Consider the following 16,280-nt stretch of genomic DNA (forward strand, 5'->3'; position numbering starts at 1 on the left):
TCCTCTTATTTTTTCATGGGTGGAATCTTGGAACAGCAGAACGGCTCATGCTTGGCATTTGCCCGGACGTTGTCGTCGGTAAACCGGTACCAGGCCAGTTTGCGCCGGGTCCACCATCCGGTTTTCAATCGGCCACCGTAAGCCTTGATCAGTTCCAGTAATTCATCGACGGACCAGTGGGTTCCATCGTACGTCACCTGCAATGTGCCATTTGGCTTACGCTCGGCGAAATCAACGCATGGGTGGTGATTCAGATCGTGGATGAGCCCCTCCCACTGATCCTCTCCAAGCCCCTCGACGGTCATTTTTCGGCGCAACAAAAACTGCTCCTGGTTGGTTGCTTTGTGTGCTTTGGTCATGGGGTGACACCTCTCTTCCTGATGACTTCTCCCTGTATCAAAACACTTCAACCTGAACTGCGACTGAAAATGGACACATGCTTTCGGTGGATTTGAGTTACATCAAATCATAGACGAAAAAAGGCCATGGGTTTCCCATGGCCCTTCAGCATCAGAATGCGATTCGAGCGCCGATTACGGCAAACCAATCTTCTGTGCCGCCGCCGCTCGCCTCGGCCAGGTCGGCACTATCGCCATACTTACGCTCGTGCACCACACCCACATAAGGCGAGAACGCACGGTCTATCAGGTCGTAGCGGAGCCGGAGGCCGGTTTCGGTGGAAACCAATCCTTTGCCGACACCAATCTCTTCATCCTCACTGAACGCTACCGAGGCATCCAGAGTTGCCGCCAGGATCCAGTAATTGGTGAACAGCAATTCGTACTCAGCGTCCAGTTCGGCTGACGTATCACCATCGTTGCTGACGTACAGGTTTGCATCGATCTCAAACCATTGGGGCGCCAGGCCGGCGACACCGAGAACGGCGTATGTCCGGTCCGGCCCTTCCGAAGTATCGAAACGCACGCCCGCTTTGGCGTCGAAGAACTTGGAAATGGGGATCTGGCCGACCAACTGGTTTTCCAGCGTTTCGTAGGCCTGCTCCTCTATTTCGTATTCGCCGGTTGTGAGCAACCGGACTTTAAAATCGTCAGTGCCATAGAAGGCATCCGCATTCCAGACGCCCAGCTCCTCGTCATCGTCGCTGTAGCGGTACTCAAATTCCTCGAATTGAACACCCCAGGTTGTGAGCGGCTGTTTTCGAGCGGTCGTGTCGGAGATCATTTCCTGAGCTGTCACCGCCGTTGAGACACCAATAGAGGCAAGGAAGCTGACTGCGACAATTGATCGAATACAGCTCATACCTCACCTCCATCTTTGGCAATCGCGTCTGTCTTCGCCTGGGTTGAATCCGGGCCACCTTCGACAATCACCTTACGAAACATTCCGGCCGCTGCGTGATAAGACAAATGGCAGTGAAACGCCCATTGGCCTGGCGCATCCACCTCGGTTTCCATGTAAACCGTAGTGCCTGGATTCACGCTCACTGTGTGCTTGATGGGATTCCACTGGCCGGCGCCAACGTCCAAAATCGACCACATGCCGTGCAGGTGCATGGGGTGAGTCATCATGGTTTCGTTAACAAACTTGAAGCGGACCCGCTCACCGTATTTCAAACGAATCGGATCGGCGTCTTCATACTTGACGCCATTAATGCTCCAGATATAACGCTCCATATTGCCGGTCAGGCGAAGTTCGATTTCCCGAGTCGGTTCGCGGTCTTCATACAGCGGATCCTGAGCCTTCAGGTCAGCGTAAGACAGAAATTTACCGCCATTAGCCGCCGTGGGCGTAAGGCCGCTGCCCTTGGCATAGAAGGGATCTGTTGGGCCTTCTTTTCCCATCGTCATGGAACCATGATCCATACCGGACATGCCCGAATGATCCATACCTTCCATGTTGGAATGATCCATTCCTTTCATATTTGAGTGGTCCATGTTGCTCATGTTTGCGTGGTCCATTCCCTCCATCGAAGAATGATCCATTCCGGACATACCTTCTGAGCTATTCATATCCATGTCGCCATGATCCATACCAGCCATGCTGCCATGGTCCATACCGGGCATGCCGCCCATATCAGCCATGGTCAGGCGCGCCGGTTCGCGTAGTTGCGGCACGGCCGCTTCCATACCCTCTTCTGGGGCCAGTGTCGCTCTGGCATAGCCCGAACGCCCCATGGATTCAGCGAAGATGGTGTAGGCCTGCTCATCTTTCGGACGGACGATCACATCGTAGGTTTCCGCCACACCGATCCGGAACTCGTCCACACTAACCGGCTGAACGTTGTTGCCATCAGCCTGCACAACCGTCATGTCCAGACCGGGGATCCGGATATCAAAGTAAGTCATCGCCGAAGAGTTGATAAAACGCAGGCGAATACGCTCGCCAGGTTCAAAGATCCCGGTCCAGTTCTGGTCCGGTCCCTTGCCATTGATTAACCCGGTAAAACCTTGCAAGTCTTCCACGTCCGCCTTCATCATGCGCATGCTGCCCCAGGCCATACGATCCTGGACAGTGTTCATCAGGCCGTTTTCCGACACCTCAGAGAAAAAATCACCCACTGTCAATTGCTGGCGATTGTAGTAATCCGCCATCATTTTCAGGTTGCGCATGATGCGGTCACCGGAATGGGGATGCTTGTCAGTCAGCTGCACCACGTATTCACGATCGTAGCGGAATGGCTCACGGCCCTCGGGCTCGATGACAATGGCACCATAGGCGCCGTCCGGCTCCTGAAAACCAGAGTGGCTGTGGAACCAGTAGGTGCCTGCCTGCTGGATAGGAAACTCATAGGTAAAGGTTTCACCCGGCTTGATGCCCGGGAAACTGATACCAGGCACACCGTCCTGGTTAAAAGGAAGGATCAGGCCGTGCCAGTGAATGGACGTCATCTCATCCAGGTTGTTGGTCACGTTGATCCGGACGTTCTCGCCTTCCTTGAAACGCATTACCGGTCCCGGAGATGCGCCGTTGTATCCAATGCCTTCCTTCACAAAATCGCCGGTATCAATTTTTACCCGGTCGACCGTAAGGTCGTATTCGCCGGCCAGAACCATGGCTGGCATCAGCAGGCTCAAAAGCCCTGACAAAAAGCGTGTTTTCATCTGTGTTACTCCAAACTACACGTCATTGAAGCCGGGCCGAGAAACGTGTCTCAGCCCCGCGCTTGCGGACCTCAGTTAAGCGAGTTACTCGAAATTGACCTCACCGTACATCCCGGCCTGATAGTGGCCCGGAACGTTGCAGGCAAATTCGATATTGCCTTTATCAGAAAACTTCCAAATCACTTCTTTGCTTTGGCCGGGTTCCAGCAACACGCTGTTCGGGTCGTCATGCTTCATGGAATGGCCATTCCCCATATCCATATTCATCATGTCGTGGTTCAGCTTGCCGCCCTGGATGATGCCATGCTCAACCATCATCATCATTTCCTCTTGATGAGCTTCGTGCATGTCGGGAGTGCCAACATTGAACTCATGCACGAGGTTTCCTTTGTTCTCCACCACGAAGCGAACGGTTTCACCAGGCTTTACACTGATTTCTTCGGGTTCGTAGTAGTTGTCGTACATCTCGACAGTTATGGTTCGGCTGGCCTCCGACGCTTTGCCAGGTTCACCGCTTGTAGCGCCGTGCCCGTGGCCACCATCATGGGCGCCAGCCGCAAACGCTGTTGCCGACATTGAAAACGCCATACCCGCTACGAATAGTTTTGATGCATTCATCCTTTTATCCTCTGTAAAATAAAAATCGCGAAAACACTGCTGGATTGAGCCCCAATCTTGAGCAATGTCCAGAATCGGTTGTTACCTTCTCTCACTAACCTGAATTCTTTCTGAAAAACTCGAACTATTTTCCGTTCAGGCTGAATTCAGGTTAATCAGTCACACTTTCGACTGCGGACCATACAGAGAAGGAAAGACTCATGCGTTTACTGCTCGTCGAAGATGACCGCTTGCTTGCTGAGGGTCTGGTCAGGCAGTTGGGAAAAGCAGGTTTCAGCGTTGATACAACTCCCAGTGCCCGAGAAGCCGTTGTTCTGGGTGAGCAAGAGGATTACCGTGCTGTTGTTCTGGACCTGGGTCTACCTGATGGCAACGGGCTGGACGTATTGAGAAAGTGGCGAACGAATCACGTCAGCTGTCCGGTCTTGATTCTGACCGCGAGAGGCGATTGGCAGGATAAGGTTAACGGCTTAAAAGCCGGGGCAGACGATTATCTGGCAAAACCTTTTCAGACAGAAGAGCTAATCGCACGCCTCAACGCACTCGTGCGTCGTAGTGAAGGAAGAGTCCTTGCTCAGGTTAAAGCCGGCCGCTTTGAACTGGACGAAAACCGCCAAAGCCTCAAGATGGACGACGGCGTGGAACATACACTTACCGGAACCGAATTCCGGCTGCTACGTTGTTTGATGAGCCGCCCTGGCCACGTCTTTTCCAAAGAACAACTAATGGAACAGCTTTACAACTTGAATGATAGCCCGAGTGAAAACGTCATTGAGGCGTATATTCGGAGGTTAAGGAAGCTAGTGGGCAGCGAAACCATCTCAACACGACGCGGCCAGGGGTACATTTTTAATGCGATTCCTTAAAAAGCCTGCGTCCGTAAAAGGAACCTTGCTTGCGCTGTTACTGCCCGCCGGAATTGGTCTAATGGGGGTAGCGTGGTTGGTCCATGGTTTGCTACTCGACCGAATGTCCCGGGAGTTCGTTGAAAGCCGACTGAAAGATGAAGTCGCTTTCCTTGAACACCAGATTCGCGACGCGAATGGTGAAGTTGACACTCTCCAGACGGGCGATTATTTCCAGGATGTTTTTCATCATGCCTTTGCCATACATACACCCGAACAGACCATCATTTCACCCGATACTTGGGAGCCCTTGTTAACGCCTCTGATTGAAAACGAAGAAGACGGAACCGTTCGCGTAGAAGATGCCGAAACCACTGATACTCCCTTAGACATCCTCGCCTACCGAAAGTCTTTTCAGGTCGGTGAAACACCCATCGTCGTAATCGTTTCTGAAGATCTGGGTGCGCTGAAACGCAGCCAAGCTGCACTTCATGCCTGGACCGCCGTAGTATCAGTTCTGTTGATTATGCTCTTGGTCGCCGTGCTCTGGTTCGGTATCACGATGTCCATGCGACCGGTTGTCACACTCAAAGCCGCATTAAAAAGACTCCAGGACGGAGAGATCTCCCGAATCAACGTTCAGTCGCCAGAGGAGTTCCACCCGCTGGTTCTTCAACTAAATCAGTTGCTGGACTCCTTAGATCAGCGACTGGAGCGCTCCAGGGACGCTCTCGCAAACCTGTCTCATAGCGTCAAAACTCCCATCGCAGCCGTCCGGCAGATACTGGAAGACGACACACGTCCTCTCGACACCAATCTAAGGCGCCAGATGGTGGAGCGACTAAGCGATATCGACAGGCAATTAGAAGCTGAAATGCGTCGAAGCCGTTTTGCAGGGCCCCAGATTGGAAAAAGCGCCTACCCCATAAAACAGGCACGGGATCTTTTGTGGATGCTCGGTCGTTTATATCCGGAAAAGTCGTTTGAACTATCGAGTTCTCTGCCTGAAGACAGCCGATGGCCGATAGAAGAACATGATCTAAATGAAGTATTGGGCAACTTACTCGACAATGCTGGCAAATGGTCTTCGAGATGCGTAGAGCTCTCTGTGGAACAAGGCAGCGGCTTCAAGCGAATAGTTGTTGCTGATGATGGCCCAGGGGTTAATCACGAGGATTTAGCCAGTTTGGGCCAAAGGGGTCTGCGGCTAGATGAGCAAACACCTGGGCACGGTCTCGGCCTTGCTATCGTTCGAGATATAGTGACTCGCTATGAAGGTAAAATCAGCTTTTCGACTAAGTCCTGTAGCGGTTTACGCGTTTCTATCGAATTATTAAGATAAAATCGAATGTTCGCTTTTGTTTAGCTGCTACGGTCGCAAAGCGAACGTTCAAATTTTGGACAGTGCTCGCGTTGACCAGAGCCGGAGCGATTAACCGGCACAGCAGGACAACTGCTTTACATCCTTGGTGAACGTTTGCGCACAGAGTTTGAGTCCTTCAACCATGGTCAGATAAGGGAACAAGTCATCGCCGATTTCCTGAACGGTCAAACCTGCTCGTAACGCCATCACTGCCGTTTGGATAATTTCACCGCCTTCCGCTGCGACAACCTGCACCCCGAGCAAACGGCCTGTGCTGCGCTCTGCTACCATTTTAATAAATCCATGGGTGTCAAAGTTTACTAGCGCACGCGGCACGTTTTCCAAGTCGAGCAGCCTGGTGTCCACGCTATAACCCCGAGCAACTGCTTCGGCTTCAGTGAGGCCAACGGTGGCGACTTGAGGATCGGTGAACATGACCCCGGGCATGGCACTGAGGTCGAGTTTGGCCTCGCCTCCCGTCATGTTGACGGCGGCTCGGCTGCCTGCGGCAGCTGCGACATAGACAAACTGCGGTTGATTGGTGCAGTCACCAGCAGCGTATATTCCGGTGACCGTGGTTTGCAGATGCTCATCCACCTGAATTGCGCCGCGTGAAGTTTCCACGCCAATGCTCGCCAGGTTCAGGGCCTCGGTATTGGGCGTTCGACCGGTCGCCACCAGTAGTTGGTCGGCTCGCAAGGTGCCGGCAGGCGTCTCGACGATAAACTCGTTGTCGCTATAGTCCACGTTGCTGGGCGTGGTCTGGCGAAGCACCTCAATCCCTTCCCGTTTAAAAGCCGCCTCTATGGCCTCTCCGATCGTAGGATCTTCGCTGGACAACACACGGCTCCGGGCTAAAACGGTAACCTTGCTGCCGAGTCTGTCGAATGCCTGAGCCAATTCCAAGGAAACGAAACCGGCACCAATCACGATCAGCCGTTTGGGAACGGTATCCAGCGCCAAGGCACTGGTTGATGTCAGGTAAGGAGTGTCTGCCAGCCCCGTTATTGGCGGCTCTGCCGGTCTGGCTCCGGTTCCAATAAAGGCGCGATCAAAATGAACCGGTTTTTCACCACCCTCAGCCAGCGTGACTACCAGGCTATTGGTATCGACAAACCGGGCCTCACCGTTCAGGACTGTGATGTCCTTGTGTTCTCGAAGTATCTTTTCGTACTTGGTGTCACGCAGCTCCTCCACTCGTGCCTGCTGTTGCTGAAGCAGTTTTGCTCGGTCTACCTGAGGAGCCTCAGCACTGATGCCCGCGTCAAACGGGCTTTCTTTTCGCAGGTGCGCGATATGTGCTGCACGAATCATAATCTTCGAGGGCACGCAGCCAACATTTACGCAGGTGCCGCCGACAGTCCCACGTTCAATCAGGGTGACGCGGGCACCGCGCTCTGTTGCCTTCAGGGCAGCCGCCATGGCGGCACCACCACTGCCGATTACCGCAATATGCAGTTTGTTGTCATTTTTCACTCGGGAAACTCCTTGGAGCTTTGAAGTTGCTCTCGTAGCTGGCGTCATAGTGCTTTTTCCGCCAGAACGCATAAACCGTCAGGCCGATGAATACCGCCAGTGCCGGAAGAAGCACATAGTCGAGATAGCCCGTCAGGGCGGCCAGTCCCACGGTGGCCATCAAAATGACCAGAATCGGTGTGAAGCAGCATAGTGCAACCAGAATAGTCCCTACTATGCCGACCCTGAGCAGCCGACCCTGAGCAGGTTCTTCGGATTCTTCATTGCCCCTCCGGAGTCGCCTCTGAGGCCGTGGGAGTGGAGGGGTAACCAGCGTCGCTCGTGGCCTCGGTGAGCGCCTCTATGGAAGTGAGCGCATCGTTAAAGGTGACGACGGCTTCTCGATCAGGGTAGCTCACGGAAACTTGCGACACCCCTTCCACCTTACTGAAGGCCAACTTGACGGTGATCGGACACGCGGCACAGGTCATGTCAGGCACCGAGAGAGTTACTGTTTGAGACGCAGCCCAGGAGGACATGCTGAGCAAAGTGAGGAACATGGCAAGTACAAACTGTTTACGCATGAGAAAAATCTCCGTTTAGTAGAATAGAGGCAAAATGTAAGGGAACACTAATGCGACCAGTACCAGAGCCGTAACTACCCAAAAGATCACCTTATAGGTCTTTCGGACTTGAGGGATCGCACACGTTTCACCGGGTGAGCATTGCTCTACAGGGCGATAGATTCGTCGCCAGGCAAAGAACATGGCGACGGTGGCCGCGCCAATGAACAGCGGTCGATAGGGCTCCAAAGCTGTCAGGTTGCCGATCCAGGCACCGGAAACGCCCAGAGTGATAAGTACCAATGGCCCGAGACAGCACGCCGAGGCAAGAAGTCCAGCCATGCCCCCGACAGCGAGAGAAGCACCTCCGGATTTAGATTTGAATTTCGACATGACGCTGACACCTGTTGCCCATGGACTCGATGCGATAAGGTTACTTCCGTAGTCAAGTACGGAGTCAAGCAGTATGTCGGTTAAAGCCAGTTCACTGACTATTGGCGGCTTGGCCAAGGCGGCCAATGTAAATGTCGAGACGATCCGCTATTACCAGCGGCGAGGTCTGTTGTCGGAACCCAAACGACCTCTAGGTGGTATTCGACGCTACGGTTCCGCCGATATTGATCGGCTGACATTTGTTAAAACGGCGCAGCAGCTGGGTTTCAGTCTCGACGAGGTCGGCGACCTTTTAAGGTTGGAAGATGGCACTCACTGTCAGGAAGCCAGTGCGCTCGCCGAGCACAAGCTGAAGGATGTGCGTGAAAAGATCGAAAGGCTGGTCAAAATTGAGAAGGCTCTGAGCGACATGGTCAGTCAATGCCACGCACGGCCGGACAGCATCGCGTGCCCGCTCATTGCATCTCTACATGAGGGAGACATTGGAACAAAAAGCCAAAGGGATTAGCTTCTGAACCAATCGACCTCTTGAGGCTCTACCCCGTCACTGCGGACACTACGAAAAGATAGGCAGATTTATCGAACCGAGGTGCGCGAACGTTCGCTTTTGTTTAGTGAGCCTGGGATACGGGACGGTCGCGAAGCGAACATTCAAAACCAACCACCGTTTGAGGCCGGCGATGTCATGTTTGTCAGGTTAAGTCCATTCTGTCTCATTTTGTCACCCTAGCGAGCACCGTTGTATGAAACCGCCGCCTTGTTGATACCTATATCGGCTCTCATTGAGTTCGTGAGCTTGAGTGCTGCTTCTCGGATATTCGCCCAAGTCGTACCTTTTCCGTCATATATCAAGGCAAGGAGCATATCTATCAAATTGTCGTTCGCGTCCATTACTTCCTGAGGAGCCAGCATCGCCAAATATGCATAAAGCCGTAGCCTTTCAGTCTCGAAAGCCTCTTGTTCTTCAGCTGTTAATCCCGCTCGTTTACCAAGCGCCGTCAATTCTATTTTTGCTAGGAGAGAGGCAACGATATCCAAGCAAGCTCGATAGATGAGCAATTTATCGTTGTGCTCTCTGAGGTGAGTCTCCTTAAAAATCTCATAGTCCTTTCTGATGGAAACCAGTTGTTCATCATTTTTTGCACGAAGATTGGATCGTAACTCTTCCAATTCCTGCTGATGGCTATGCCGCTGATTGTCCATGAGCCGAGTAGCCCACACTTTTCCCAGCCAGCTTGAAAGGGCGACTACAATAAATCCTGCTCCTCCGAGTGAGCCGAGGATCCAGGCAGTCAGGCTCGCATAGTGCTCCATGCTCTTGCTCTCCTAGCGATGCAAAACCATTTCAGAAATATCTTCTAGCGAGCCAAGCTCGACGAAAAACGCTTTAAGCTCGACCTCCTCTTTTCGCCTTCGTCGAAGAACGCAACGGTGCTCCTTTTGGTAAGAGAAGGAAATGTGCTTCCAAAACTCCTGATTCATATCTTTAGGGATATCGTTGAAAGGGTCGTAATAGTAGACATTGCCCTCCAAGAACTCCCAGTCCGGATATTGCTGAGTGAATGCTTTCCGCAAGCGATCTATGAATGCCTTTTTGTCTTTAATGATGAGAGCCGCATCTGCTTCGAAATCGGTTGGCATGCGACGACTGATGTCTGTACATGTGCAGAACAAAAAGTAGTCATCCATCATGAATTTCAAGTCAACCGTTCCTTTTTCAATGGGAAGTGCATGGCCCTGAAATTTAACGCTAGTCTCACCGTCCATGGCCTCTGTAAAAGCTTTCAGCTTATAAGGTCTTGCTGTTTCAAGATCCTTAACGGCTCGGAGATGGCTCCCTTTTGCGTATTCGGACGCAGGCGATATGCGCAACCTGCCGTGATGAAAGGCGTCTTTGATGTACTGTTTCTTTGAGAATTTCACCAACCAATCACCTTTAACCTCTGCTCTTCCTTCAAACATTTTCACGCCAGGAGGAGTTCCGTCGGAGAAATAGGCGTTCAGTTGCTCTAGACCTTCTGACATGGAATCTTTAGTCAGAATGCCACGCCAGTTCGTTTCTTCGATAATTTCTGTGAATAGTCTGCCTAGGCGATTATCGTTTGCTAGCATAGGCGTCGGCATGATCTGACCCTTGTGATTGAGGTCGAGTCCATTCATAAACACGTCCCTGAACCTCTCCAATATGGCTTCATCAGACTGGAGCAACAGGTAGGGCTGCTTGTAGTAAGACAGCCTCCATAGATCATGCAATGCTAGTTTCCCGTCGTTTTGGCTAGCTTCATGATGTAGCTCTTGTTCGCGCTTTTTGAACCAGTCGTAAGTGGCAGCAGCTCTATAAGACAGAACCATATCGACGCTCTCCCTCGAATGCTCTGATGGTCAGATCAATTGATTCGGGTTCTACCCACGAAAAGTAGACACTCGGTAATGCACATCTGCGCTCATATTCTACCGGACCGAGATAGCACAAAGCGGAGTGTCGTCTTTTTCGGTTATAAAACACTTCGATGTACCCGAAGGTAGCGGATTTGGCTACCGCGATCGAATCAAAAAGCTCGGCGTAGATCAGCTCCTCCTTGAGGCGACTCAAAACGAAAGCGTCCGGTGATCCCATCTTGCGCCTGTCGCTGGATCCCCTTTCCCTTGAGGCAACGACAAACGTGCCTAAATTTGGAGACTGATGAACATTGCTACGATTAGTATGAGCGTAAGCGTCCGGGCATCACACCTTGTCAGGTATAGCCGGCTTCCAGTTGTGGGGCAATAGCTCGTCGATGGCGTTGTTTTTCTGCGTCGGCAGGCGGGTCAGCACATCTTTGAGGTAGGCATAGGGATCATGCCCGTTCAGCTTGGCTGACTGGATCAGAGTCATGACCGCCGCAGCACGCCGGCCACTGCGTAGTGATCCCGCGAACAGCCAGTTGGAACGGCCCAGCGCCCAGGGCCGGATCTGGTTTTCCACCCAGTTGTTATCGATGGGCACAGCACCATCGTCCAGGTAGCGCGTCAGCGCTTCCCAGCGTTTGAGGCTGTAATCCAGGGCTTTGGCTGTGCCGGAGCCATCCGGCACTTTCTGTCGGTGGGCCAGCATCCATTGATGCAAGGCGTCAGCAATCGGTCGGGCTTTTGTTTCCCGGATCTCCTGCCGTTTGTCCGGTGGCAGGTCTTTGGTATCCCGCTCGATCTCGTAGAGGGTACCGATGTATTCCAGGGCTTTGGCCGCCAACTCACTCTTGTTGGCTTCGTGCAGGTCGTAGAACTTGCGTCGGGCGTGGGCCATGCAGCCGATTTCGATGATGCCGTTGCCGAACCCGGCCTTGTAGCCAGCATAATCATCACACACCAGCTTGCCCGGCCAGTCGCCCAGGAAGGTGCGGGCGTGTTCGCCCGCGCGGCTGGGCGCGAAGTCGTAAACGGTGGCTTTCAGATCTGAGAACGGCGTGGTGCAGTAGGCCCAGACGTAGGCTTTGTGGGTTTTCTTCTTGCCCGGAGCCAGCATGCTCACCGGGGTTTCATCGGCATGCAGAACGTTGTGTTCCAGCAAGGTGTTTCGCAGTGCATCCGCCAGGGGCTGCAACTGCACACCGCAGGCACCGACCCATTCGGCCAGAGTGGAGCGCGGGATTTCCAGGCCGGCACGGCCGAAGATGCGTTCCTGGCGGTACAGCGGCAAGTGGTCGGCGTACTTGGCCACCAGGACCTGAGCCAACAGACCGGAGGTAGGTATTCCCTTATCGATCACCTGCGCCGGTACCGGTGCCTGGATCAGCGTCTCGCATTTGTCGCAGGCCCACTTGCCCCGGATGTGGCGCTCCACCGTGAACTCGCCGGGGACATAATCCAGCTTCTCACTGACGTCCTCGCCAATGCGCTTGAGCTGGCAGCCACACTGGCATTGGGTATTGTCCGGTTCGTGGTGGATCAGGGTACGGGGCAGTTCCGGTGGCAGCGGTGTACGCTTGGGCTTTTGCTTGGGCCGGGCAGCCTTCTGCTCCTCGGTCATCGCCTGGTCCAGCTCGGCTTCGATCGCCGCCAGGTCGCTGTCGATCAATTCATCCAGCAGCTTGCCCTGAACGGCGTCCAGTTGCTCGCTGCGCCGGGCGTACTTGTGGCGCTTGAGGATGGCTACTTCGTGAGTCAGCTTCTCGATGATGGCGTTGCTGCGCACCAACTCTCGCTCCTTCAGGCCCAAGACTTGATCCTTGGCGTCTAGAGAGTCCATCAGTTCCGTCGCCAGGGCACGGAGCTGATCGGCAGAGAGTTGGTTGATATCGGGGCGCTGAGTCATGCCGCCTAGTATGCCAAGTCCCTGTGCGGCAAGCGATTCGCGGTTCTGGCTATAGCAGCATTACGGCACTTGTGGTTACAGGATGGAGATGACGCCTTCCGCGCCAAGGCGCTGCCAGGGCAGGCCCTGAACCAGAGCGGACAACTGTTCCTCGGTCAGGCGCAGTTGGTCACCGCGCCAGGTTTCACCCCAGTGGAACTTGCCCCGGTTCAGCCGGCGGGCACACAGCCAGATACCGAGGCCATCGTGGATCAGCACCTTCATCCGGTTGCCGCGTTTGTTGGCGAACAGATAGGCGCAATGCGGCCTGGCCGAACCAAACACCTGGATGACTCGCGCCAGCGCCTTGTCCGGCCCCGCCCGCATATCCAGTGGTTCGGTGGCCAGCCAGATCTCGTCGATACGGATCATCCCAACAGGCCCCGGAGCAAAGCAGCACATTGATGCGCCTGCTCCGCAGGCCACTCCACCACAACCGCACCACCGGCGCGGGGAATCTCGATACGGATGGTGCTACGCTTGTCCGAGACCGACGGGTTGCTCGGTGCTGAGGTTGCCGCTGGCAGTTTGACCGGTACAAATTCCGGCGTTTTATCCGCTCGCTGCGCTTCACTCATCCAGCGCCGGACCATGTTGGCGTTGAGGCCGTTATCCAGGGCGATCCGGGAAACGGAGGCACCAGGTGCCAGGCATTGGGCGACAATCTCGGCCTTGAATTCGCGGGAAAAGCGGCGACGGCGCTGGTAGGGTTTGGTTACGCTTAAGTCGTTCATGTTAAGTGTCCACTAGAAAATAAGTGGACACTATCCTGACGGCGGCAGCGCCTGACTCAAGATGGGATTACCGGCCGCTTACGTATGAGCGCCGATTAGTCTCCGACAATATTGCTTCTTGCGAAAACGGTAATCGACTTCGCACCTCTAGAGAGGGCAACGTAGAGGTGTTTAGAGTTCATGTCGTCAGCATCGAGTATCAGACTGTGATCACATTCGAGGCCTTTTAGCAGAAGGGTAGAGCCAATGGCCCTAGATGGAATTCGCTTATCACCTTGGTGCCGTCTTTGTTCCCTGATCTTTGCAGCCGCATCTCGAATTGAAAGCTCCGGATCATCGACCGCCTTTTGCAGAGCGTCCTTTAGTGCGTTGAAGGCGGCTTTCCTGTAAACCCTGACTCCCGCTTTATTCTCAACTTGCCTCAAAGCTTCCAGCAAATCCTCACGCCTCCCTTCTTGGGCAAGACGCATGAGAAAAAACTCAACCGGATTAGGGGGTGTTCTATTTCTCCCGGACTGAATCGTATCGAGTCTGCCCATCGTCTTTTCCGTTTCCACATTAGTCATTATGCCAGAGCATGCTTGTAGGAGGTTGCGAACCAAGTGACTGCCATTCGAGCGATCGAATCTGGATGCGGCTTCGATCACATCGCGTAGATCGACAGGCTCAACAACATCTAAGCCTCGTGTCTGCTGAGCGAAGTTATGCCTAGATGTAGGGTTTTTGGAGTTTCCCAAAACGAGAATCGAGTCGTTTGGGTTATCTTTAAGCAATGAGTAGTGTGCACCGCGTTGGCTTTGACTATCAGTGGAAGAAACGCCTGTAATTTCATTAAATCGGACAAGTTTAGGGCACGAGTTGAGGTCAATTTTTTGGCCCGCCAATAGTGCCTCCCTGCATTGCAGTATCCAGCTGCCGAGCTCCAGCGTGCCGGTGTTATGCCAGCGCCAAGGGAAGTCTAAGGTTTTCAGCACCGGGAAATACTCCCGAACATCTTCGTTCCACCTTGGCATCGGCCCACCAAAATTAAAGATACATTGCATGGGGTCCCCAAAAACCACCGACGGCAATGCGCTGGATAATGCCTGGATCAATTGATGTTGATCCATGTTGCAGTCTTGATACTCGTCCACGAGTATGCGGGAATAGGAAGCCTTTATGATGTCTTGAATTTGACCAGTCCCAAGGGCGGCGAGAACGGTTCTTCTCAGTTCAGGGTAAAAAGCTTTGGGCTGCTCAGGCTGAGATTTAAGTGGGCATAAGCTTGGGAAATAGCTGGCTAGTCTCAATGCCCAACCATCAATAGTTGTCACGACGTAATTCTGTGGCGGTACCAACAGTCGTCTAAGTTTTTGTTTGAGAGCTGCTACTCCAGCTGTCGTATGTGTCAAAACCAGGTATGGCTTTTTTGGCGTAACAGCGAGCGTGTCGGTTATAAGGTGTGTTTTGCCGCAACCTGCGGGCGCAACAATAAGGCCACGTTGCGCCTCCAATACAGCTTCCACGCTCATCTTTGGTCTCCATTGCGACCAGCCCAAGCATACAGACTATCGATAATAGAGCGAAAACGCTGGTCAAACATTCGAAGATTTGGACCAATAATATTCCGTGCCAATTGTTCGGCCTTGTCGATATTTTTGAACCACTTGTATGTGCCAGCAGCATTCGCCAACGACTGACGCATGTCGTCAACGGGCAATTTTGAACATGAATCAAAGTTAAATTGATTTCCAGAGCAATTTAATATGTGTTGCTCCACTTCTTGCTGACCGTTCAGAGTAGCGGCTAGTTGAACAAGACTTGGGATAACCTCCAGCGGACACCAAAGGAAAGTGGCGGTCTCAGTTGAATGCCCCTCGCCCCACTCAAGAATCGTAACTCCTTGCTCTCGACAATGCTGTGTTTGCCGTGCATGGGCGGGGGTAGCTATGTCGGAGTCTTTTAAAAGCACCGTGGAGTATCCGAGGCTCGCGAAAACTTCGGCGCGCTTGAAACATTTGTCGCCACCGCCCCCGTCAGCCCACGCCAAGCCCCGGTCCTGAAAAGCGGCAGCTGAAATGCTTTTGAAAAACAGATCGAATCCCCGAACAATTCCAACCTCTGTGCTTCCCTCACCCACGATTACTGCCTTACTAAAAAAAGCTTCGGCGCAGGCACGAAGTGTTGCTTGCTCTTCATCGCCGCCATTCAGGCTATAGACGACGTGGGAAAGGTCAGGCGTTGGCTCCTGGCCATCAACGGAGAGTTTCTTCAACACGTGTAGCTGCCTCGCTTGGAGCTCTCTCAGCACGTAAGGTGAATGCGTAGAAATGAATACCTGTTGCGAGGGCACGCGCTCCTTGGAACCAAGCTCATATAGGAGGCGACTAATCCTATACGGCTCAAGCCCATATTCAGCTTCGTCCACAATCATGATTTGGGATTCACTTGCTACTTTTTGAATGCCGCTAATCAAAAGTCGGGATGAGCCGGTACCCATTTGTCGTAAAGGCGTATTATCGCTGTTGTGAAGGCTAATGGCGCCGTTGGATAGCGAAACTCCTTTGACGTCCAGCAGAGCTTTCAGGTCTCCTACAGGAACTCCTAAGTCATTTGCGATAGTGCGGACTAGACCCAGTACGTCAGAGAGTTCAGAAGGGGGCTGTTCCAAGAAACTTTGACGTGTTTGTCGACTAAGATTATTCAGAGACGATGAAGGATCAAATGTATCTTCGGACAGTTTGTTCAGTAAAGAACGACTGCCCCACGCTAGGTGATGATGGTTTGTCGCGCCAAGCCTTGTCGGATTGATCATCTCCCGATACTTCCACCGCAAGTGCTTTTCTACCCCGCTTTGATAGGCTCTTTCGGAGTATAAAAGCCATTTGCGTATTCCGCGCCATCGTGACCACCCATTCCGTTTGAACGTGACCGCCTG

General features: G+C 53.1%; 19 protein-coding genes. 3 read left to right on the forward strand and 16 right to left on the reverse strand.

The features are described from left to right. Positions 1-5: 5 nt before the first annotated feature. The 4 genes from msub_RS12905 to msub_RS12920 all read right to left on the reverse strand — a co-directional run bounded on the left by msub_RS12905 (position 6) and on the right by msub_RS12920 (position 3,680). Entirely contained in the window at positions 6-359 is a 354-nt protein-coding gene (locus msub_RS12905) for a hypothetical protein (protein WP_048496392.1), read from the reverse strand. A gap of 151 nt (positions 360-510) precedes the next feature. After that, the gene (locus msub_RS12910) at positions 511-1,260 is read right to left on the reverse strand and encodes a copper resistance protein B (protein ID WP_048496393.1); all 750 of its coding nucleotides are present in this window, start codon (positions 1,258-1,260) and stop codon (positions 511-513) included. Then, positions 1,257-3,062, reverse strand: coding sequence for a copper resistance system multicopper oxidase (locus tag msub_RS12915; protein ID WP_048496394.1), 1,806 nt, complete (start codon positions 3,060-3,062; stop codon positions 1,257-1,259). Before msub_RS12915 ends, msub_RS12910 begins: the two co-directional genes overlap by 4 nt. Positions 3,063-3,146: 84 nt before the next feature. Then, complete coding sequence (locus tag msub_RS12920; RefSeq protein WP_048496395.1) at positions 3,147-3,680, reverse strand: cupredoxin domain-containing protein; 534 nt, start codon at positions 3,678-3,680, stop codon at positions 3,147-3,149. A 200-nt stretch (positions 3,681-3,880) separates the two neighbouring features. Between msub_RS12920 and msub_RS12925 the strand changes: the two genes are divergently transcribed. Together msub_RS12925 and msub_RS12930 are read left to right on the forward strand one after the other, a co-directional pair. Then, positions 3,881-4,546, forward strand: a complete 666-nt coding sequence (locus msub_RS12925; protein WP_048496396.1) for a response regulator transcription factor — start codon at positions 3,881-3,883, stop codon at positions 4,544-4,546. After that, on the forward strand, positions 4,533-5,867 hold the full coding sequence (locus msub_RS12930; RefSeq protein WP_048496397.1) for an ATP-binding protein: 1,335 nt from the start codon (positions 4,533-4,535) through the stop codon (positions 5,865-5,867). The genes msub_RS12925 and msub_RS12930 overlap by 14 nt, the downstream gene beginning before the upstream one ends. A 90-nt stretch (positions 5,868-5,957) precedes the next feature. On the opposite strand, the gene merA is transcribed toward msub_RS12930, so the two are convergent. From merA to merT, 4 genes are read right to left on the reverse strand one after another with little or no spacing between them, the layout of a single operon-like run. Next, positions 5,958-7,412 carry a mercury(II) reductase gene (merA, locus tag msub_RS12935; RefSeq protein WP_206769573.1) on the reverse strand — a complete coding sequence of 485 codons (1,455 nt, stop codon included), beginning with the start codon at positions 7,410-7,412 and terminating at the stop codon, positions 5,958-5,960. Continuing rightward, positions 7,354-7,677, reverse strand: a complete 324-nt coding sequence (gene merF / locus msub_RS12940; protein WP_454786188.1) for a mercury resistance system transport protein MerF — start codon at positions 7,675-7,677, stop codon at positions 7,354-7,356. The genes merA and merF overlap by 59 nt, the downstream gene beginning before the upstream one ends. Further along, positions 7,625-7,927 carry a mercury resistance system periplasmic binding protein MerP gene (gene merP, locus msub_RS12945; RefSeq protein WP_048496398.1) on the reverse strand — a complete coding sequence of 101 codons (303 nt, stop codon included), beginning with the start codon at positions 7,925-7,927 and terminating at the stop codon, positions 7,625-7,627. Before merP ends, merF begins: the two co-directional genes overlap by 53 nt. Before the next feature lie 15 nt (positions 7,928-7,942). Next, positions 7,943-8,299, reverse strand: a complete 357-nt coding sequence (gene merT, locus msub_RS12950; protein ID WP_011783480.1) for a mercuric ion transporter MerT — start codon at positions 8,297-8,299, stop codon at positions 7,943-7,945. A gap of 73 nt (positions 8,300-8,372) precedes the next feature. Here merT and merR point away from each other — a divergent pair, with 73 nt between their 5' ends. Beyond that, positions 8,373-8,807 carry an Hg(II)-responsive transcriptional regulator gene (merR, locus tag msub_RS12955; protein WP_011783479.1) on the forward strand — a complete coding sequence of 145 codons (435 nt, stop codon included), beginning with the start codon at positions 8,373-8,375 and terminating at the stop codon, positions 8,805-8,807. Positions 8,808-9,025: 218 nt separating this feature from the next. Here the strand turns inward: merR and msub_RS12960 are convergent, their stop codons facing one another. The 8 genes from msub_RS12960 to msub_RS21600 all read right to left on the reverse strand — a co-directional run bounded on the left by msub_RS12960 (position 9,026) and on the right by msub_RS21600 (position 16,157). Further along, a complete protein-coding gene (locus msub_RS12960; RefSeq protein WP_048496399.1) occupies positions 9,026-9,613 on the reverse strand; it encodes a hypothetical protein in 588 nt (195 codons plus the stop codon). A gap of 12 nt (positions 9,614-9,625) precedes the next feature. Continuing rightward, positions 9,626-10,651, reverse strand: a complete 1,026-nt coding sequence (locus msub_RS12965; protein ID WP_048496400.1) for a hypothetical protein — start codon at positions 10,649-10,651, stop codon at positions 9,626-9,628. Further along, positions 10,635-10,916 carry an IS3 family transposase gene (locus tag msub_RS22570; protein WP_082146489.1) on the reverse strand — a complete coding sequence of 94 codons (282 nt, stop codon included), beginning with the start codon at positions 10,914-10,916 and terminating at the stop codon, positions 10,635-10,637. Before msub_RS22570 ends, msub_RS12965 begins: the two co-directional genes overlap by 17 nt. Positions 10,917-11,024: 108 nt before the next feature. Further along, on the reverse strand, positions 11,025-12,590 hold the full coding sequence (tnpC, locus tag msub_RS12970) for an IS66 family transposase (RefSeq protein WP_048494322.1): 1,566 nt from the start codon (positions 12,588-12,590) through the stop codon (positions 11,025-11,027). 75 nt (positions 12,591-12,665) lie between these two features. After that, entirely contained in the window at positions 12,666-13,001 is a 336-nt protein-coding gene (gene tnpB, locus msub_RS12975) for an IS66 family insertion sequence element accessory protein TnpB (protein ID WP_048494323.1), read from the reverse strand. Next, positions 12,998-13,363 carry an IS66-like element accessory protein TnpA gene (gene tnpA / locus msub_RS12980; RefSeq protein ID WP_048494324.1) on the reverse strand — a complete coding sequence of 122 codons (366 nt, stop codon included), beginning with the start codon at positions 13,361-13,363 and terminating at the stop codon, positions 12,998-13,000. Before tnpA ends, tnpB begins: the two co-directional genes overlap by 4 nt. 95 nt (positions 13,364-13,458) lie before the next feature. Continuing rightward, positions 13,459-14,874, reverse strand: coding sequence for a UvrD-helicase domain-containing protein (locus msub_RS12985; protein WP_048496401.1), 1,416 nt, complete (start codon positions 14,872-14,874; stop codon positions 13,459-13,461). Further along, positions 14,871-16,157 carry an ATP-dependent nuclease gene (locus msub_RS21600; RefSeq protein WP_197083837.1) on the reverse strand — a complete coding sequence of 429 codons (1,287 nt, stop codon included), beginning with the start codon at positions 16,155-16,157 and terminating at the stop codon, positions 14,871-14,873. The genes msub_RS12985 and msub_RS21600 overlap by 4 nt, the downstream gene beginning before the upstream one ends. Positions 16,158-16,280 lie beyond the last annotated feature (123 nt).

Origin of the sequence: Marinobacter subterrani, from assembly GCF_001045555.1 — a bacterium.
In the GTDB taxonomy this organism is placed as follows: Bacteria; Pseudomonadota; Gammaproteobacteria; order Pseudomonadales; family Oleiphilaceae; genus Marinobacter; species Marinobacter subterrani.

Coding starts and splice junctions, on each gene's coding strand:
- msub_RS12905 (WP_048496392.1), bottom strand. CDS start 359: ATGACCAAAGCACACAAAGCAACCAACCAGGAGCAGTTTTTGTTGCGC.
- msub_RS12910 (WP_048496393.1), bottom strand. CDS start 1,260: ATGAGCTGTATTCGATCAATTGTCGCAGTCAGCTTCCTTGCCTCTATT.
- msub_RS12915 (WP_048496394.1), bottom strand. CDS start 3,062: ATGAAAACACGCTTTTTGTCAGGGCTTTTGAGCCTGCTGATGCCAGCC.
- msub_RS12920 (WP_048496395.1), bottom strand. CDS start 3,680: ATGAATGCATCAAAACTATTCGTAGCGGGTATGGCGTTTTCAATGTCG.
- msub_RS12925 (WP_048496396.1), top strand. CDS start 3,881: ATGCGTTTACTGCTCGTCGAAGATGACCGCTTGCTTGCTGAGGGTCTG.
- msub_RS12930 (WP_048496397.1), top strand. CDS start 4,533: ATGCGATTCCTTAAAAAGCCTGCGTCCGTAAAAGGAACCTTGCTTGCG.
- merA (WP_206769573.1), bottom strand. CDS start 7,412: ATGACGCCAGCTACGAGAGCAACTTCAAAGCTCCAAGGAGTTTCCCGA.
- merP (WP_048496398.1), bottom strand. CDS start 7,927: ATGCGTAAACAGTTTGTACTTGCCATGTTCCTCACTTTGCTCAGCATG.
- merT (WP_011783480.1), bottom strand. CDS start 8,299: ATGTCGAAATTCAAATCTAAATCCGGAGGTGCTTCTCTCGCTGTCGGG.
- merR (WP_011783479.1), top strand. CDS start 8,373: ATGTCGGTTAAAGCCAGTTCACTGACTATTGGCGGCTTGGCCAAGGCG.
- msub_RS12960 (WP_048496399.1), bottom strand. CDS start 9,613: ATGGAGCACTATGCGAGCCTGACTGCCTGGATCCTCGGCTCACTCGGA.
- msub_RS12965 (WP_048496400.1), bottom strand. CDS start 10,651: ATGGTTCTGTCTTATAGAGCTGCTGCCACTTACGACTGGTTCAAAAAG.
- msub_RS22570 (WP_082146489.1), bottom strand. CDS start 10,916: ATGGGATCACCGGACGCTTTCGTTTTGAGTCGCCTCAAGGAGGAGCTG.
- tnpC (WP_048494322.1), bottom strand. CDS start 12,590: ATGACTCAGCGCCCCGATATCAACCAACTCTCTGCCGATCAGCTCCGT.
- tnpB (WP_048494323.1), bottom strand. CDS start 13,001: ATGATCCGTATCGACGAGATCTGGCTGGCCACCGAACCACTGGATATG.
- tnpA (WP_048494324.1), bottom strand. CDS start 13,363: ATGAACGACTTAAGCGTAACCAAACCCTACCAGCGCCGTCGCCGCTTT.
- msub_RS12985 (WP_048496401.1), bottom strand. CDS start 14,874: ATGAGCGTGGAAGCTGTATTGGAGGCGCAACGTGGCCTTATTGTTGCG.
- msub_RS21600 (WP_197083837.1), bottom strand. CDS start 16,157: ATGATCAATCCGACAAGGCTTGGCGCGACAAACCATCATCACCTAGCG.